Annotated in this window: 14 protein-coding genes; 7 read left to right on the top strand and 7 right to left on the bottom strand. The window is 60.5% G+C overall.

Features of this window, described 5'->3' with window-relative positions; translation table 11 throughout:
- Positions 1 to 1,047, bottom strand: a complete 1,047-nt coding sequence (gene cyoA, locus QIT27_RS01760; protein WP_285262704.1) for a ubiquinol oxidase subunit II — start codon at positions 1,045 to 1,047, stop codon at positions 1 to 3.
- 289 nt (positions 1,048 to 1,336) lie between these two features.
- Positions 1,337 to 2,104 (bottom strand): DeoR/GlpR family DNA-binding transcription regulator, encoded by a 768-nt coding sequence (locus tag QIT27_RS01765; protein ID WP_159341396.1) that lies wholly within the window; start codon positions 2,102 to 2,104, stop codon positions 1,337 to 1,339.
- A gap of 282 nt (positions 2,105 to 2,386) precedes the next feature.
- On the opposite strand from QIT27_RS01765, the gene QIT27_RS01770 reads away from it, so the two are divergent.
- The 7 genes from QIT27_RS01770 (at position 2,387) to cdd (ending at position 9,301) form a co-directional block, all read left to right on the top strand.
- Positions 2,387 to 3,232 carry an outer membrane protein OmpK gene (locus QIT27_RS01770; RefSeq protein WP_159341395.1) on the top strand — a complete coding sequence of 282 codons (846 nt, stop codon included), beginning with the start codon at positions 2,387 to 2,389 and terminating at the stop codon, positions 3,230 to 3,232.
- 34 nt (positions 3,233 to 3,266) lie between these two features.
- Entirely contained in the window at positions 3,267 to 4,550 is a 1,284-nt protein-coding gene (locus QIT27_RS01775; protein WP_159341394.1) for a NupC/NupG family nucleoside CNT transporter, read from the top strand.
- A gap of 83 nt (positions 4,551 to 4,633) precedes the next feature.
- Complete coding sequence (gene deoC, locus QIT27_RS01780; RefSeq protein ID WP_159341393.1) at positions 4,634 to 5,440, top strand: deoxyribose-phosphate aldolase; 807 nt, start codon at positions 4,634 to 4,636, stop codon at positions 5,438 to 5,440.
- Positions 5,441 to 6,793 (top strand): thymidine phosphorylase, encoded by a 1,353-nt coding sequence (deoA, locus tag QIT27_RS01785; protein ID WP_159341392.1) that lies wholly within the window; start codon positions 5,441 to 5,443, stop codon positions 6,791 to 6,793.
- The gene (locus QIT27_RS01790; RefSeq protein WP_285262705.1) at positions 6,793 to 8,037 is read left to right on the top strand and encodes a phosphopentomutase; all 1,245 of its coding nucleotides are present in this window, start codon (positions 6,793 to 6,795) and stop codon (positions 8,035 to 8,037) included. Before deoA ends, QIT27_RS01790 begins: the two co-directional genes overlap by 1 nt.
- Positions 8,038 to 8,130: 93 nt before the next feature.
- Entirely contained in the window at positions 8,131 to 8,856 is a 726-nt protein-coding gene (deoD, locus tag QIT27_RS01795; protein WP_159341390.1) for a purine-nucleoside phosphorylase, read from the top strand.
- A 37-nt stretch (positions 8,857 to 8,893) separates the two neighbouring features.
- Positions 8,894 to 9,301 (top strand): cytidine deaminase, encoded by a 408-nt coding sequence (gene cdd / locus QIT27_RS01800; protein WP_285262706.1) that lies wholly within the window; start codon positions 8,894 to 8,896, stop codon positions 9,299 to 9,301.
- On the opposite strand, the gene QIT27_RS01805 is transcribed toward cdd, so the two are convergent.
- The 5 genes from QIT27_RS01805 to QIT27_RS01825 form a co-directional block, all read right to left on the bottom strand.
- The gene (locus tag QIT27_RS01805; RefSeq protein ID WP_159341388.1) at positions 9,298 to 10,287 is read right to left on the bottom strand and encodes a LacI family DNA-binding transcriptional regulator; all 990 of its coding nucleotides are present in this window, start codon (positions 10,285 to 10,287) and stop codon (positions 9,298 to 9,300) included. The two genes, cdd and QIT27_RS01805, sit on opposite strands and share 4 nt — an antisense overlap.
- A gap of 84 nt (positions 10,288 to 10,371) precedes the next feature.
- The gene (locus tag QIT27_RS01810; RefSeq protein WP_285262707.1) at positions 10,372 to 11,634 is read right to left on the bottom strand and encodes an ABC transporter substrate-binding protein; all 1,263 of its coding nucleotides are present in this window, start codon (positions 11,632 to 11,634) and stop codon (positions 10,372 to 10,374) included.
- A 63-nt stretch (positions 11,635 to 11,697) separates the two neighbouring features.
- The gene (locus tag QIT27_RS01815) at positions 11,698 to 12,747 is read right to left on the bottom strand and encodes a Gfo/Idh/MocA family protein (protein ID WP_285262708.1); all 1,050 of its coding nucleotides are present in this window, start codon (positions 12,745 to 12,747) and stop codon (positions 11,698 to 11,700) included.
- Entirely contained in the window at positions 12,744 to 13,523 is a 780-nt protein-coding gene (locus QIT27_RS01820; protein ID WP_159341385.1) for a ThuA domain-containing protein, read from the bottom strand. The genes QIT27_RS01815 and QIT27_RS01820 overlap by 4 nt, the downstream gene beginning before the upstream one ends.
- A gap of 138 nt (positions 13,524 to 13,661) precedes the next feature.
- On the bottom strand, positions 13,662 to 15,071 hold the full coding sequence (locus tag QIT27_RS01825) for a hypothetical protein (RefSeq protein WP_285262709.1): 1,410 nt from the start codon (positions 15,069 to 15,071) through the stop codon (positions 13,662 to 13,664).
- Positions 15,072 to 15,094 lie beyond the last annotated feature (23 nt).

Here is a 15,094-nt window from a genome sequence, read left to right on the forward strand (position 1 = left end):
TTAACCCCCCGCTTCAACGCTTGTGGGATGGCCGCCCAAGGCGTGGTCATCACCTGCATGCTGATTGGTAACGTGGCCGATCGCGGCCTGCTGTTGCGACCCGTTGGCGCTCTCTAGCTCGCTGGATTCGCCGTGGCTATCGTGGGCATCACTGATGGCGTCACCGTGGTTTGCATGACCGCCGTGCCCACTGCCGTCACCACTGTGGAAGCTGCTGACGATCGACTCATACAGCTCGGGCGTGACCGCCGAGAAGTACTCCACCGGGTGATACTCCGTCGGCTGCGCCAAGGCTTCGTAACCATCCGGGAAGGTCAGGGTGTCGTCGGCGGCACGCACGTTTTCCACCCAGGCGTCGAATTCCGCCGGAGAGGTGACGTGGGCATCGAAGGTCATCCCAGAGAAGCCAGCACCGCTGTAGTTGGTGGAACGGCCGGGGTAGACGCCCTCTTCGTCGGCAATCAGGTGAACATCGTTATCCATGCCCGCCATGGCGTAGATCTGGCTGCCTAAGCGTGGAATGAAGAAGGCGTTCATTACCGAGCCAGAACTCACTCGGAAGCGCACGGGGGTATCTACCGGGAAGGCCAGTTCATTGACGCTAGCAATGCCCTGTTCCGGGTAGATGAACAGCCACTTCCAATCCAGCGCGACGGCTTGGATCTCCATGGGTTCCACGTCGCTTTCCAGCGGTTTGTGGGGGTCCAGGCTGTGGGAGGTTTTAAAGGTGAGAAAGGCGAGTACGGCAATGATCAAGCAGGGCACGGTCCAAACGGCCGCTTCGATGGCGTTGGAGTGCGCCCAGTCCGGCAGATACTTGGCGACGCGGTTACTGCGCCGGTAGCGCCAGCCAAACAGCAGCGTCATCACGATGACCGGAATGACCACGATCAGCATCAGCCCAAAGGAGGTCAAAATCAGCGAGCGTTGCTCAACGCCAATCTGCCCCTTGGGATCCAGCAATGCAGAACTGCAGCCCGTTAACAGCAAGCACAATGCGACGAGCACAAAAGTGCCTCGCCTGCGCCAGTGGGTAGGTAGTTGCATGGTGTGATCTCATCAGAGAGTTGTCTAAAACAGCCTGCTGCTTGGCGGACGTGTAGCCAACTAAGTAGCAAGCTAACTATCACCCCATACTTTTCCCAGAACAGTGAGCGCAACTGCGTTGCTCCGGGAAAAATATGCGCCACCTTATGGGGTTGGTGGCGAGCCTTGGCCGTGCACCTTGCGTGCATCAACTAAGACTAAAGTATTTTCTATTGATCTGGGTCAATCAGAAAGAGACGTTATGCCGCACCCTGCGCACCCGTTGGGTGCCAAGCAGCATCCTCTCTGTTTAGGCGAGCGTGACGCTCAAGGTGGGCAGTGGATGGCGCTCCAGCAGGCCAGGGGCTCGCTCATCGTCAGTGACGACGATATCGAAATCCTCCAGCGAGGCAAAATAAGCCGGGCGCACCACGCCAAATTTGCTGGCATCGACCACCAACAGCCGCTGCATCGCCGTGGCAATGGCCGCTTGTTTGGGCCCGACTTCATGAAAATGAAAGCAGCTTACGCCTCGTTCGCAATCCACGCCTGCGGCGGAGATCAGTGCTTTATTGATGCCCAAACGCTCGATAGCAGCGCCCATGCCGTCGCTGCCAAACGATTGGGAGGAGGCATAGAACAGCCCGCCCAGCAGCACCAGGCGCACGTTGGGCAACCCGGCCACGGCGTTGGCCACGTTGAGCGCATACGTCACTACGGTTAATTCGCGGAAGCGGCTGAGCTGGCCCAGCAGCGGAATCAGTGTGGAGCCGCAGTCGATGAACAGCGTGTCGCCCTCTTCGATAAAGCTGGCTGCACGCTGGCAAAGCCGCTGCTTCACTTGGTAGTGACTCGCCTGTTGTTCGGTCAAATCATACACCGGCGTCACGCCCGGGTAGCTGGCCATCACCAGCCGCCCACCCAGCAGACTAATGGCCGACGGCTGCGTTGAAAGATCCCGACGAATGGTCATTTCGGAGACGCCGCACAGCTCGGCAGCATCGCGAAGATGCAGCGTTCCCCCGCTAGCCAACGCTTCTTGCAACATCGCCATGCGCTGTGCGCTCCGATCGTTCATGTCTGGCATCTCCTTATGATTCATTTTGTTATCAGCACTAAGCCCTACCAGGCGCTCTATGCTGAGCTAGCCCCTCGCTGATTTCCACTGCTACGCACGTTTATCACCCGCACATGATGCGCTTATCACATTTAAATAGCGTTGATGTGACAATACTTGCAAATCAAAGTTAAAAAAATAACACTCAATGTTATAATTTTAACATCAACGCCAGCCCACACGACCCATAACGTCGGAACGCCAGCCCCTCTGGCCCCGAGATACAAACCTGTTGAGGCTTCCATGACTGCTCTATCCCACTCTCGTTCTTCTTCGTTCGTCACGCTTGGCGCTGGCGTTTTACTGGCCAGTGCTGCCGTAGCAACCCCTGCGTTTGCCGACGATGCCGAGCCGCAAACCCTCGACCGTCTGTGGTCGTTTGCCAACGTTTCAGTCAACTACCTGGACTGGTCGAACGGCACCGAAGCACGCACCGCCAGCAACGCGGCGAAAAGCGACTTTACGTTCGTTGAAATCGAAGGCGGCGTCGGCTTTAGCTGGGGCGAATTCTACGGCTTCTTCGATTTCGAGAACCCGACCAACGACCAGTTCGACCAAGCCAGCGGCGGTAAAGACAACTTCCGTACTGCGGGTAAAGTGACCTCTCACATCTACTTGGGCGACAGCCCGCTGTCGATTTATGCCCACCTGTACGACTTCCGCGACTACGGCTACGAGTCTCGCGAGCAAGACCAAATTCTCGGCTTGGGGTATCGCACCACGTTCGACAACGGCCTGTGGTTCAAACCGTTCATCGGTGCAGCCCGCGTGCAGAGCAATAGCTACACCGGCATGAACGGCTTCATGGCTGGCTGGGTCGCAGGCTACGACTTTACCGCCCTGAACCAAAACTTCAGCGTGACCAACTGGCACGAGCAGACCTTCGGCCGCGACGACGAGTACCTGACTCAGAACTACGTGGGCGACAAAGCAGGCAGCGTCGGTACCAACGGTGCGCTGAGCCTGTGGTGGCACCCGTCCGATCTGATCACGACAGGCGTGCAGTACCGCTACTCAGAGAATAAACTGGGCACCCCGGACGCTTATCAAAACGCGATGATCTACTCAGTGAAGTTGAACTTACTGTAATCGCTCACACTCCTCACGATCCGAAGGTACTCCCATGACCCTCATCATGAGCTTGGTTGGTATGGTCACCCTGGTGGCCATCGCCCTGATCTTCTCTTACGACCGCAAGTCGATTCGGCTGCGCACCGTGCTGGGTGCCTTCGCCATCCAGGCCGGTATTGGCGCGTTCGTGCTGTACGTGCCGTTCGGCCAGGCGGTGCTTCAGGCTATCTCGGCAGGCGTTAGCCAGGTACTGGTGTACGCCAACGACGGTATCGGCTTCCTGTTTGGTGGCTTGGCCGATGTGGAAAACGTCGGTTTCGTGTTTGCCATCAAGGTACTGCCGGTCATCATCTTCTTCTCGTCGCTGATTGCCGTGCTCTACTACCTGGGCATCATGCAGTGGGTCATTCGGATTCTGGGCGGCGCGCTGCAAAAAGCACTGGGCACCTCACGTACCGAATCGCTCTCCGCGACTGCGAACATCTTCGTCGGCCAAACCGAAGCACCGCTGGTGGTGCGTCCGTTCATTGCCCGCATGACGCCTTCGCAGCTATTTGCGGTGATGTGTGGCGGCTTGGCCTCGGTAGCCGGTTCCGTTCTGGCAGGCTACGCGGCGTTGGGCATTCCGATGGAGTATCTGGTAGCAGCCTCCTTCATGGCGGCGCCGGGTGGCCTGCTGTTCGCCAAGCTGATCATGCCGGAAACCCAAGACGCTGAAGACAGCGACAGTGTTTCCAAGGTCGATGAAGAGCTGAAAGAGCAGGACGACAAACCCACCAACGTGCTGGATGCAGCGGCCTCCGGTGCAACGTCTGGCCTAATGCTGGCAGCCAACGTCGGTGCGATGCTGCTGGCGTTCATTGGCCTGATCGCGCTGATCAACGGCATTTTAGGCGGCGTTGGCGGCTGGTTCGGCTTTGAATCGCTGAGCCTTGAGCTGATTCTCGGCTGGCTGTTTGCGCCGCTGGCGTTCCTGCTGGGCGTGCCCTGGGAAGAGGCAACCCTGGCGGGTTCATTTATCGGCCAGAAGCTGGTGGTCAACGAGTTCGTGGCCTACATCAACCTGGCCCCCTATATCGATGGGGAACAGGTGGTGGCGGCAACGGGTCAGATGATGACCCCGCACACCATGGCGATTCTCTCCTTTGCCCTGTGCGGCTTTGCCAACCTGTCGTCCATTGCAATTCTGCTGGGCGGCCTGGGTAGCATTGCCCCCACGCGTCGCAAAGAGATTGCCCGCTTCGGTGTGAAAGCCGTGTTGGCCGGTACGCTCTCTAACTTGATGTCTGCTTCCATCGCCGGCTTCTTTATTGCGCTGAGCAACGTCACGGCGTAACGCAGCGAGTACGACACCATGCAACGGGCGCTGCTAGGTTTTCGCAGTGCCCGTTTTGTCTTTTATTGATTTGCGAGAATTTCATGAACGCGACTGCCTCCCCCCAGCTCACTCAAGCCCAACTCACCCAAGCCGCTCGCCAAGCGTTGACGCTGATGGATTTGACCAGCCTGAACGACAGCGACACTGACAGCGTGATTGAAGCGCTGTGCCAGCAGGTGAAGACGCCGTTCGGCAACCCGGCGGCGGTTTGCGTTTATCCGCAGTTCATCGTCACCGCCGCCCGCGCCCTGAGTGCCCACAAGCTGGACGGCCAAGTCAAGATTGCCACCGTGACTAACTTCCCCCACGGCGGCGACGACATCATGGGTGCTGCCCGTGAAACCCGCGAAGCCGTGGCGTCTGGCGCCCACGAAGTCGACGTGGTGTTCCCCTACCGCGCGCTAATGGCAGGCGACGAAGAGACCGGCCGCGAGCTGGTAGAAATGTGTAAAGCCGCCTGCGGCGGACAAGCGCAGCTAAAAGTGATTATTGAATCTGGCGAACTCAAAGCGCCTGCGCTTATCCAACGCGCTAGCGAGCTGGCCATTGAAGGTGGCGCGGACTTCATCAAGACCTCCACTGGCAAAGTGCCGGTGAACGCTACCCTGGAAGCCGCCGAGATCATGCTCAAGGCGATTAAAGCCAGCGGCAAAGACGTTGGCTTTAAAGCCGCAGGTGGCGTACGCAGCGCCGAAGACGCCGCCGAGTACCTCGCGCTGGCCGCTGATATCATGGGCCCGCAGTGGGTGACTCCCGAGCACTTCCGGTTCGGTGCATCCAGCCTGCTGAATAACTTACTGAACACGCTAAACGGCAATGCTGATGCCGTGACGAATGGAGGCTACTAAATGCCGTCTAACGCTTCTCACCACGCCCTGCTCCCCCAAGAACTGATTCGCCTGAAGCGCGACGGCCAGCCGCTGCCCGCTGAAGAGATCAAAGCCTTCGTACAGGGCATCGCCGACGACCGCATCAGCGACGCGCAGATTGGCGCCTTCACCATGTCGGTGTTTTTAAACGGCATGAGCCGGGAAGAAGTCGTGGCGCTGACCACCGCCACCCGGGACTCCGGCCACGTGATGCAGTGGGATTCGCTCAACCTGCCCGGCCCGATTGTGGACAAACACTCTACCGGCGGCGTGGGTGACCTGGTATCGCTGGTGTTGGGCCCCTGGGTCGCCGCCTGCGGCGCGTTTGTGCCGATGATTTCTGGCCGTGGCCTGGGCCACACTGGCGGCACGCTGGATAAGCTGGAATCAATCCCCGGCTACGATCCTTACCCCGCGCCCGAGCGCTTCAGCGATGTCGTAAAATCCACCGGCGTGGCGATTATCGGCCAAACCGGCAACCTCGCCCCTGCGGATAAACGCATCTACGGCGTGCGCGACGTGACCGCCACCGTGGAATCCATTCCGCTGATTACCGCTTCCATCCTGGGTAAAAAGCTGGCTTCCGGCCTGGACGCTCTGGTCATGGACGTTAAGGTCGGCAGCGGCGCGTTCATGCCCACCCCGGAAAAATCCCGCGAGCTGGCGAAAAGTATCGCCAACGTCGCGACCCAAGCGGGCACGCCCACCACCGCGCTGCTCACCGATATGAGCCAGCCGCTGGCCCCCTGTGCCGGTAACGCGGTGGAAATCGTCGAAACCCTGGCACTACTGCGCGGCGAGCGCGCCAACAGCCGCGTGATGCAGGTCACCCGCGAACTCGCCGTTGAGATGCTGATTGCGGGCAAACTGGTGGCCAACCGCGAAGAAGCCCTCACCAAACTGGATAAAGCGCTCACCTCTGGCGCGGCGGCGGAGGTCTTCGCTCGCATGGTGCGCGAACTGGGCGGCCCTGCCGACTTTATGGAGCGCTCGGACAGCTACCTGGCCACCGCCCCGGTGATTCAAGCGGTGTACCCCGAGCAGAGCGGCATCGTCCAGCGCTTCGATACCCGCGCCGTGGGCATGAGCGTAGTGGAACTGGGCGGCGGTCGCCTGCGTAACGACGCCAGCGTCGATCACAGCGTCGGCTTTAGCGATATCGTCGAAATCGGCGACCGCGTGGATAGCCAGCGCCCGCTGGCTATCGTCCACGCCCGCACCGAAGAGGCCGCCGCCCGCGCCGCCGCCCAGCTACGTGCGGCGGTCACCCTCGGTGACGCTGAAGCCACCGCCGACACCTTGCTGCAAGAGACCTTTCGAGGAGAAGCCTAATGCGTCGTGCCGTTGTCTTAGTACTCGACTCTTTTGGAATCGGTAGCGCGCCTGATGCCGCGACCTTTGGCGACCAGGGTGCCGACACCCTGGGCCACATCGCCGCTGCTTGCGCCCGTGGCGAAGCGGATACCGCCGAGCGTTCCGGCCCGTTGAAGCTCCCCAATATGGCCGCGCTCGGCCTGTTCCACGCCCACCGGGATGCCACCGGTAGCGTGGCGGAAGGCGTCAGCCTGCCCGAACAGTTGAACGGCGCTTACGCCCACGCCAAAGAGATCTCCAGCGGGAAAGACACCCCTTCCGGCCACTGGGAAATTGCCGGTGTGCCGGTGCGCTTCGACTGGGGTTACTTCAGTGACAAAACCGATAGTTTTCCCCAAGCGCTGTTGGACAGCATCGTCGAGCAGGCAGACCTGCCCGGCGTAATCGGCAACTGCCACGCCTCGGGCACCGAAATCATTGCCCGCCTGGGCGAAGAGCATATCGCCACCGGCAAACCTATCGTGTACACCTCGGCGGACTCCGTGTTCCAGATTGCCGCCCACGAAGAGCACTTTGGCCTAGAGCGCCTCTACAAGCTGTGCGAAACCGTACGCGAGCTGCTGGAGCCCTACAACATTGGCCGTGTGATCGCCCGCCCGTTTATCGGCGACGACAGCCAAAGCTTTGCCCGCACCGGCAATCGCCGCGACTACAGCATCGAGCCGCCGACCCCCACCGTGCTGCAAAAGCTGGCTGAAGCCGGCGGTGAAGTGGTGTCGATTGGCAAGATCGCCGACATCTACGCCCACTGCGGCATTACCCACAAGGTCAAAGCCAGCGGCCACGACGCGTTGATGGAGGCCACCCTGGCAGAAGTGGCGCGCACCGCCAACGAAACCAGTGACCGCCCGACCATGATCATGACCAACTTCGTCGATTTCGATTCGGTCTATGGGCACCGCCGGGACGTGCCGGGCTACGCCGCTGCGCTGGAGCACTTCGATGCCCGCCTGCCGGAGCTGCTCGCCGCCCTTAACGACGACGACCTGCTGCTGCTCACCGCCGACCACGGCTGCGACCCCAGTTGGGAAGGCACCGAGCACACCCGCGAATACGTGCCGATCATGGTGCGCGGCGCAGGCTTCGCCCCCGGCCCGCTGGGCGAGCGCGGTACCTTCGCCGACATTGGCCAAACCCTCGCGGCGTTCTTCGCCGTCGATGCCATGGCCGATGGCGAGAGCTTTTTACCGAACGCGGCATAAAAGCCGACAACCCCATTAGCACGCTGATGTGCACGGCCTGAATGCCACTGATTGGGTTATTCAGGCCTAACATTTTTTAGAGAGGAGTTTTCCATGGCTACCCCACATATCAATGCCGAGAAGGGCGATTTCGCCGATACCGTACTGATGCCCGGCGACCCGCTGCGCGCCAAGTACATCGCTGATACGTACCTTGAGAACGTGCGCCAAGTGAACGACGTGCGCAATATGTTCGGCTATACCGGCACTTATAAAGGCCGCGAGATTTCCGTAATGGGCCACGGTATGGGTATTCCTTCCGTCTCCATTTACGCCAAAGAGCTGATTACCGATTACGGCGTCAAGTCGATCATTCGCGTCGGCTCCTGCGGCGCGGTACGCGACGATGTCAACGTGCGCGACGTGGTAATTGGCATGGGCGCCTGCACCGACTCCAAAGTGAACCGCATGCGCTTCAACGACCACGACTTCGCTGCCATCGCCGATTTCGAGCTGACCAGCCACGCCGTTGCGGCCGCCAAAGCGCAGAACGTGCCGGTCAAAGTCGGCAACATCTTCTCAGCGGACCTGTTCTACAACCCGCAAACCGACATGGCCGAGCTGATGAAGCGCTACGGCATCGTCGGCGTCGAGATGGAAGCCGCTGGCCTGTACGGCGTAGCTGCCGAGTTCGGTGCCCGCGCACTGACCATCTGCACCGTGTCTGACCACATTCTGAAAGGCGACTCGCTCTCCAGCGCCGACCGTCAAACCACCTTCAATGACATGATGGTGATTGCGCTCGACACCGTTCTGCGCGACGACGCTGCCAACGCTTAACCGCTTGGGAACAAGCGCCCACTGAGAGGATAACGTCATGAGCCGTGCGGATCAGGCCCTGGTAGACACGCTGTTGACCACCCTGGGCAACGCCTACGCGCCCTACTCCAACCACCCGGTCGCTGCCGTCATGGAGTGCCCAGATGGTCAGCAGTTTGCCGGTAGTAACGTGGAAGTGGCCCACTACAAAGGGCTATGCGCCGAAGCCTCGGCCATTTCTGCCATGATTACCGCTGGCCAGCGCGAGCTTGCCAAGGTGTACGTGATGGGCCCTGGCGAGCATCTCTGCACGCCCTGCGGCGACTGCCGCCAGCGCATTCGCGAGTTCGCCACCCCCAGCACGCAAATCATGGTGCTCTCCAAGCAGGGTGACGTGCTAAAAACCTACACCATGGACAGCCTGCTGCCCGATGCCTTCGGCCCGGAGCAGCTGCCAGGGCGTTAAGAGGTTTCTCGCAGCACCAGCGCCACCGGCAGCGACACGTGCCGGGGCGCTTTTCCCGCCAGCGCTTCGCTCAATAGCTCGACACTCATCGCCGCAATGGCTGCAATATCTTGGCGCACCGTCGTTAATCCGGTGGCTAGTGTAGGCAGGTCGTCAAAGCCGGTAACGGCCACGTCTTCGGGCACACGAATATCGCGATCTTCCAGCGCGGCGACACAGCCGAGTGCCAGCTCGTCGGTGGCGCAGACCAGCGCATCGAACGGTAGCTGCTCAGCGCCTTCCTGATTGAGAAAGCGATTGAGATGGCGGTAGCTGGTCAGGGAGTCGGAGGTAAACCGATGAGGCAGGTTCAGCAGCTGCTCGCTCAGCCCCGCCTCGGCCATCGCTTGTTGATAGCCGGAAAGGCGGCTGTGGGGGCGCGGCACGTCTAACTCCCCGCCCACGAAGGCAATCCGCGTTCGCCCTTGTTCGATCAGATGCTGAGTGATCTGGTAGAGCCCGGAGACATCGTCCGGGGCCACCGAAAAGCCCTCCCCCGCATTGCCAATGCGCACGAACGGTATGCCTGCCGCACGCAGTACGCTTGGGCGCTCGTCCTCCCCGGTTTCCCCTAACAAAATCGCGGCGCCCGCCCGTTCGGGCAGCTCATGGGTTTGGTCGTGGTGGAAAAAGATCGGCACCATGCCCTGCTGGTGCAGCGCGACGGTCAGGTGTTGATAGAGCAGAATATAGTAAGGGCGCAGTTCGATATCCTGCCGCCCAAGGGAGATTCCTACGACAGCGGCTTTGCCGCTGATGAGCTGCCGGGCCGCTGCGCTGGGCTGATAGGCCACTTCACGGCTGATGGTGAGGATTTTGTCGCGCAGCGCGTCGCTGATCCCTGGCTTGCCGTTCAGCGCCCGGCTTACCGAGGCAATCGAGACCTCGGCACGCCGGGCAATTTCACGAATGGTGGCGGTTTGTGCGCTCGGTTTGTTCTGTTTCATGCCATGCCTCAGCCAGTCGGGCCCTGATTGTACAAAAAGCGGGGCCGAAAAGCGCTGAATGCACGGACGCTAACGCCGCTCGCGCTACCAGCCACGCCGTCCCAGTCGCGCCAGCTCGCTATCCAACTGCTGCACCGCCTGCTCCGGCGTGACGCTGCCGGACAGCGCATCGTGCACGCGGTTGAAGATCGCGTTGGAGACTCGCGGGTAGGCATCGCCGGTGACGCTGGCCGGACGCGGTACACCGTTCATCACCGTTTCATACAGTTCGCCAATGAACGGATGCGCGGCCAGTACCTCGTCGTCTTCGTACAGCGCTGGGCGCGTGGGGTTGCGGCCAAACTCGATGGCGTGGGCTTTTTGCTGCGCTTCAGCGGTGAGATAAGCCACCAGGTCAGCGGCGGCCTGCGGCTCATCCGAATAGCGGGACACCGCCCAATTCCAGCCGCCCAGCGTCGCGACGGACTCGCCCTCTGGCCCGCTGGGCAGCGGCGCCACGCTGAATTTGTTCTGAATCGGCGTGCCGTCCGCTTGGCCCAGCGACCACACGTAGGGCCAGTTACGCATGAACACCGCGTTGCCCGCCTGGAAAACGCCGCGAGCCTGCTCTTCCATGTAGTTACGCACACCTTCTGGACTGATATCCCCCACCCAAGAAGCCGCTAACGCCAGCGCTTCCACCGCCTGGGGATTGTTCACCGTGACCTGCCCCTCGGCATCCACGAACGTACCGCCGCCGTAGCTCGCCACCCACTCCAGCGCGTTGGTGGTCAGCCCTTCGTAAGCGCGCCCTTGAAAGACGAAACCATGCATGCGCTCGTTACCCGCTTCCCGCTCGGCGTTTTGAATGCGTCGGGCGGTGTCGGTCATCGCTTGCCAGGTAGTTGGCACCTCGGCGTCGTACTGTTCGAGCAGGTCGTGACGGTAGTAGAGCAGCCCAGCATCGGTAAACCAGGGCAACGCGACCAGCTTGCCCTGCACGGTGTTGTTCTCCATCAGCGAGGGGATAAAGCCTTCTGCTGCACCTTCCGGCAGATAATCGTTCAAATCCACCAGATGCTCGGCCAGCAGGCCTGGCCAGACGATATCCACCATCAGCACGTCGACATCCTGGGATTGGCTGCCCAACAGCTGTTGGTAGAGCGACAGTTTTTCGGTGGCCGATGCAGGCGTGGTGACGATATTGACCTGATGGCCGTTGGCCTCGGCCCAGCGCTGGGAGAGCTCGGGGCAGAAATCCGCCGCCCCACCGTCGCCGCAGGCAACGGTAATTTCGGCGGCCATGGCAGGCAGCGCCATGGGCAGCAGGGTCAGCAGTAGCAGCGGTGTTTTCAGTGGTTGGCGCATCGTCGCGTCCTCATTTTGTTATTGGGTGTCGTACGTTTAAAGATGCGTGTTGCAACGTGCTCGTTAGCAGGCAATCGCCATGCTGCGATCTTCCAGACTGGACACAAAGCAGGCGTCCAGCACGGTTTGAATGGCCGCACCGCGAGCAAAATCGGGCTGGTCGTTCTCCCCCGTGCGAATGCTCTCGATGAAGCGCTGATAAATGCTGGGCGTGGGCGGCGCCTTGACCGTGCTCCAGCGGGCAGGATGCACATCGTCGTTCAGGCACACCTGTACCTCGTCTTTGGAGGCATCCAGATCCACGCGGATGGCGCCTTTATCACCGTGAACGCTCAGCGTTAACGAGTTGTGGTGGCCAGTAGCCCAGCGGGTCGCCTGGATGGTGCCCATGGCACCGTTGGCAAAGCGTACGCGCATCAGCGCGGTGTCGTTGGCGTCCAGCACGTAGTCACCAATGCGGTTATCCGGCGCTTTATCGAAGCAGGTGAGTTCGCAGTTGACGCGGGTGATGTCCCCCACTGGGAAGCTGGCGAAATCGACGATGTGTACACCCACATCCCCCAGTACGCCTTTGCTGCCGTGGGCTTCCGAGAGCCGCCATAGCCATTGGCTCTCCTGATCCCAGCGGCCCCAGGCGTTGCTGACCAGCCAGCTTTGGCGGTAACTGGCGTCCACATGGCGCACGGTGCCAATGGCGCCGCCGGTGACGAGCGCGCGGGCATGCTGAATGGCAGGGGCGTCTCGGTAGCTCAAGTTGACCATGTTGATGACGTTGGCGGCCTGGGCGGCGGCAGCCATCTCATGGGCATCCTCGGCGTTGGTAGCCAGGGGCTTTTCGCACAGGATATGTTTGCCCGCCGCAATGGCGGCCAGCGACGTGACCTTGTGCACGCCATCCGGAGTCACGTTGCTCACCGCGTGGATATCGTCCCGAGCCAACATGGCGTCCAGGTCTTGATACACATCGGCAATGCCGTGGCGCTCGGCAAACGCCTGGGCTTTGGGATAGTCGCGATCGCAAACCGCCACGACCTCAACGCCTTCGATGCGGCCATAGTGCTTGGCGTGTTCGCCTGCCATGCTGCCTGCGCCAATAATTGCGATACGGATCATTTGAAGCCCTCCTCGCCGGGTTTGTGCAAGCTTTCACCTTTGATCTCGACCGGGTTGGGCGCCTGGTCGGCGGGCACGTTGGGGCAGCTATCGATCCAACGGGAGCCTTCCGGCTGTGCCCAGACAACGGCATTTTTGAGCACCCGTTTCACCTGCTCGTCGTAGTAGATCGGGTAGGTTTCATGGCCGGGGCGGAAGTAGAAAATCTTGCCGTTGCCACGCTTGTAGGTCAGGCCGGAGCGGAATACTTCGCCACCCTCGAAGGCGCTGATGAAAATCACCTCATCCGGATTCGGCACCGCGAAGGGCTCGCCGTACATTTCGGTATGGGGCAGCTCCAGATAATCCCCAAGACCTTGCACGATGGGGTGTCCAGGATTGACGACCCAAAGGCGCTCACGCTCGCCGGCTTCCCGCCATTTCAGCGAGCAGGTGGTACCCATCAGCCGTTTGAAGATTTTGGAGTAGTGGCCGGAGTGCAGCACGATCAAGCCCATGCCCTGCAGCACGCGTTTTTGCACCCGATCAACGGTCTCTTCCAGCACGTCGCCGTGAGCGGCATGGCCCCACCACAGCAGCACGTCGGTATTCTCCAGCGTCTCCTCGCTAAGACCTTGCTCAGGGTCTTGCAGCGTGACGGCGGTGGCGGACAGCGCCTCTGACTCATTCAACCCATCGGCGATGCACTGGTGCATGCCGGTTGGGTAAATGCGTGCTACCACCTCGTTGGTTTGCTCGTGGACGTTTTCGCCCCACACGGTGACTCGTAGTGTCATCGCTCTCTCCCAAGCGTGTTCGTGTATCACTTCACCAGCCGTTTCGACCGGCGCCTGGGCAAAAAAGTAAACGTTTACGTGATTAGAGTAAACGTTTACTTATTAGCTTTTAGTCGCATTCAACGACACAAGAAGCGATTAGTCATCGCGGTTTTCGGCCACCCGCTCGACATCCACGATGCCCGAGCGGCTCACCGCGACTTTCCAACGGGCAAGGTAGGGAGAATCTTCACTGCCGGTTTCGCGCACCACTAGATTAAAAAGATGGCGGCGCTCGACGCTTTCCCGCACCGCTTGGCCCTCTTTTAAACGGTAGATGTGGTGCTTCTCTTTGCTCATTAGGCGGGTCAGCATCGAGAGGTCGATATGCAGCGTTTCGCGGGTGTGTTCGTAACCGCTGAGAAAACGGGTGGGCGACATGTGCGAGCTGGAGCGGTAGTGCATCACCACTTCGTCCCGCTGGGCGACGGTGCGCCGTCGCATCTGTTGAATGTCACGATCCAGCGCGGCGTAGCGTTTGTAGTCGAACCACTCAAGCTGTCGCCCCACCAGGGCGTTACGGGTGGGGTCGATGTACTGGCGGCGCCATTTGGGGCGGCCACGGCGCAGCCAACGCCATAGCGTATTACGCAGGTCGTCTTTGAACACCTCCCGCAGCGCATAGAGCAGCGCCATGGCCAATACGAATAGTGCGGTGATATCGCCCAAGGCGCTGCGCAGTTGCAGTACGCCCAGCGAGACGAAGGCCATCACCACTGCCGTGGCCAGGGCTTTCACTGCCTTTTGTTCGCCGCTGCCCAGCTCCAGGGCTCGCTGCTTGAGGGTGATGGGGTGTTCGATGAGCCGCCGTAGCAGACGCATTTTATTCGACATGCGGGTCGGGTCGTCCACCACCCGCTCGGCGTTATACTCCTGGGCCTCTCGGTACTCCCCTTCGCGCTGGCAAATGGTAATGAAGCGCCGCTTGATCTCGCTGAACGCCCCTCCCCTCGGCATGTGGGCAACGAGTGCCAATAGCTGCTGCTCCGTGAACCAAGAGAGGTAGTTATCGATATTGGCAAAGTACTTGTAGAGCCGTTCGTCGCTGGGTGGGTTGCGCCGCAGGCGTTTGAGAATACCGTCACTCAGATCGCTCATCTCGGCGAGCTGCTCGCTCAGCGAGTCGGCTTTCTCTTGCCAGGCGGCGGGGTCATCGCTCGGTTCACGACGCAGCTTGCGGGCGTCGGAGAGCAGCGTTTGCGTGGTCCGCTCCAGTGCTCCCACGTATTGGTAGGCGTAAAGGCTAAGGCTCAAGCGGTAAGAGTCGCTGCCTAGCTGATTGCGGCTGGCGAGCCGACTGTGCACCAGCGGCAGGTGGTACTCGTCGCTGTAGTAGGTTCGCGAGACGCTGATCGCGCCATGGTAAAATGCTTCTTCGGAGATGACGTGGGTGCTCAATCCAAGCTCTTTGGGCACGAATAAGTAGACATCGAGCGTATGCGAGGTTTCCTCTTTCAATCGCCGCGACAGGCGCAGCTGGAAGCTATTTTTACGCTCAACGTTGATCACCTCACGAATCTCCTACTTCATTG

This window comes from Halomonas sp. LC1, from assembly GCF_030247125.1.
Taxonomy (GTDB): Bacteria; Pseudomonadota; Gammaproteobacteria; order Pseudomonadales; family Halomonadaceae; genus Vreelandella.

Excerpts from the sequence above, each read along its gene's own strand:
- deoA (WP_159341392.1), top strand. The coding sequence starts at position 5,441 with ATGCCGTCTAACGCTTCTCACCACGCCCTGCTCCCCCAAGAACTGATT.
- QIT27_RS01775 (WP_159341394.1), top strand. The coding sequence starts at position 3,267 with ATGACCCTCATCATGAGCTTGGTTGGTATGGTCACCCTGGTGGCCATC.
- QIT27_RS01820 (WP_159341385.1), bottom strand. The coding sequence starts at position 13,523 with ATGACACTACGAGTCACCGTGTGGGGCGAAAACGTCCACGAGCAAACC.
- QIT27_RS01790 (WP_285262705.1), top strand. The coding sequence starts at position 6,793 with ATGCGTCGTGCCGTTGTCTTAGTACTCGACTCTTTTGGAATCGGTAGC.
- cdd (WP_285262706.1), top strand. The coding sequence starts at position 8,894 with ATGAGCCGTGCGGATCAGGCCCTGGTAGACACGCTGTTGACCACCCTG.
- deoD (WP_159341390.1), top strand. The coding sequence starts at position 8,131 with ATGGCTACCCCACATATCAATGCCGAGAAGGGCGATTTCGCCGATACC.
- QIT27_RS01815 (WP_285262708.1), bottom strand. The coding sequence starts at position 12,747 with ATGATCCGTATCGCAATTATTGGCGCAGGCAGCATGGCAGGCGAACAC.
- QIT27_RS01765 (WP_159341396.1), bottom strand. The coding sequence starts at position 2,104 with ATGAACGATCGGAGCGCACAGCGCATGGCGATGTTGCAAGAAGCGTTG.
- QIT27_RS01810 (WP_285262707.1), bottom strand. The coding sequence starts at position 11,634 with ATGCGCCAACCACTGAAAACACCGCTGCTACTGCTGACCCTGCTGCCC.
- QIT27_RS01805 (WP_159341388.1), bottom strand. The coding sequence starts at position 10,287 with ATGAAACAGAACAAACCGAGCGCACAAACCGCCACCATTCGTGAAATT.
- cyoA (WP_285262704.1), bottom strand. The coding sequence starts at position 1,047 with ATGCAACTACCTACCCACTGGCGCAGGCGAGGCACTTTTGTGCTCGTC.
- QIT27_RS01770 (WP_159341395.1), top strand. The coding sequence starts at position 2,387 with ATGACTGCTCTATCCCACTCTCGTTCTTCTTCGTTCGTCACGCTTGGC.
- deoC (WP_159341393.1), top strand. The coding sequence starts at position 4,634 with ATGAACGCGACTGCCTCCCCCCAGCTCACTCAAGCCCAACTCACCCAA.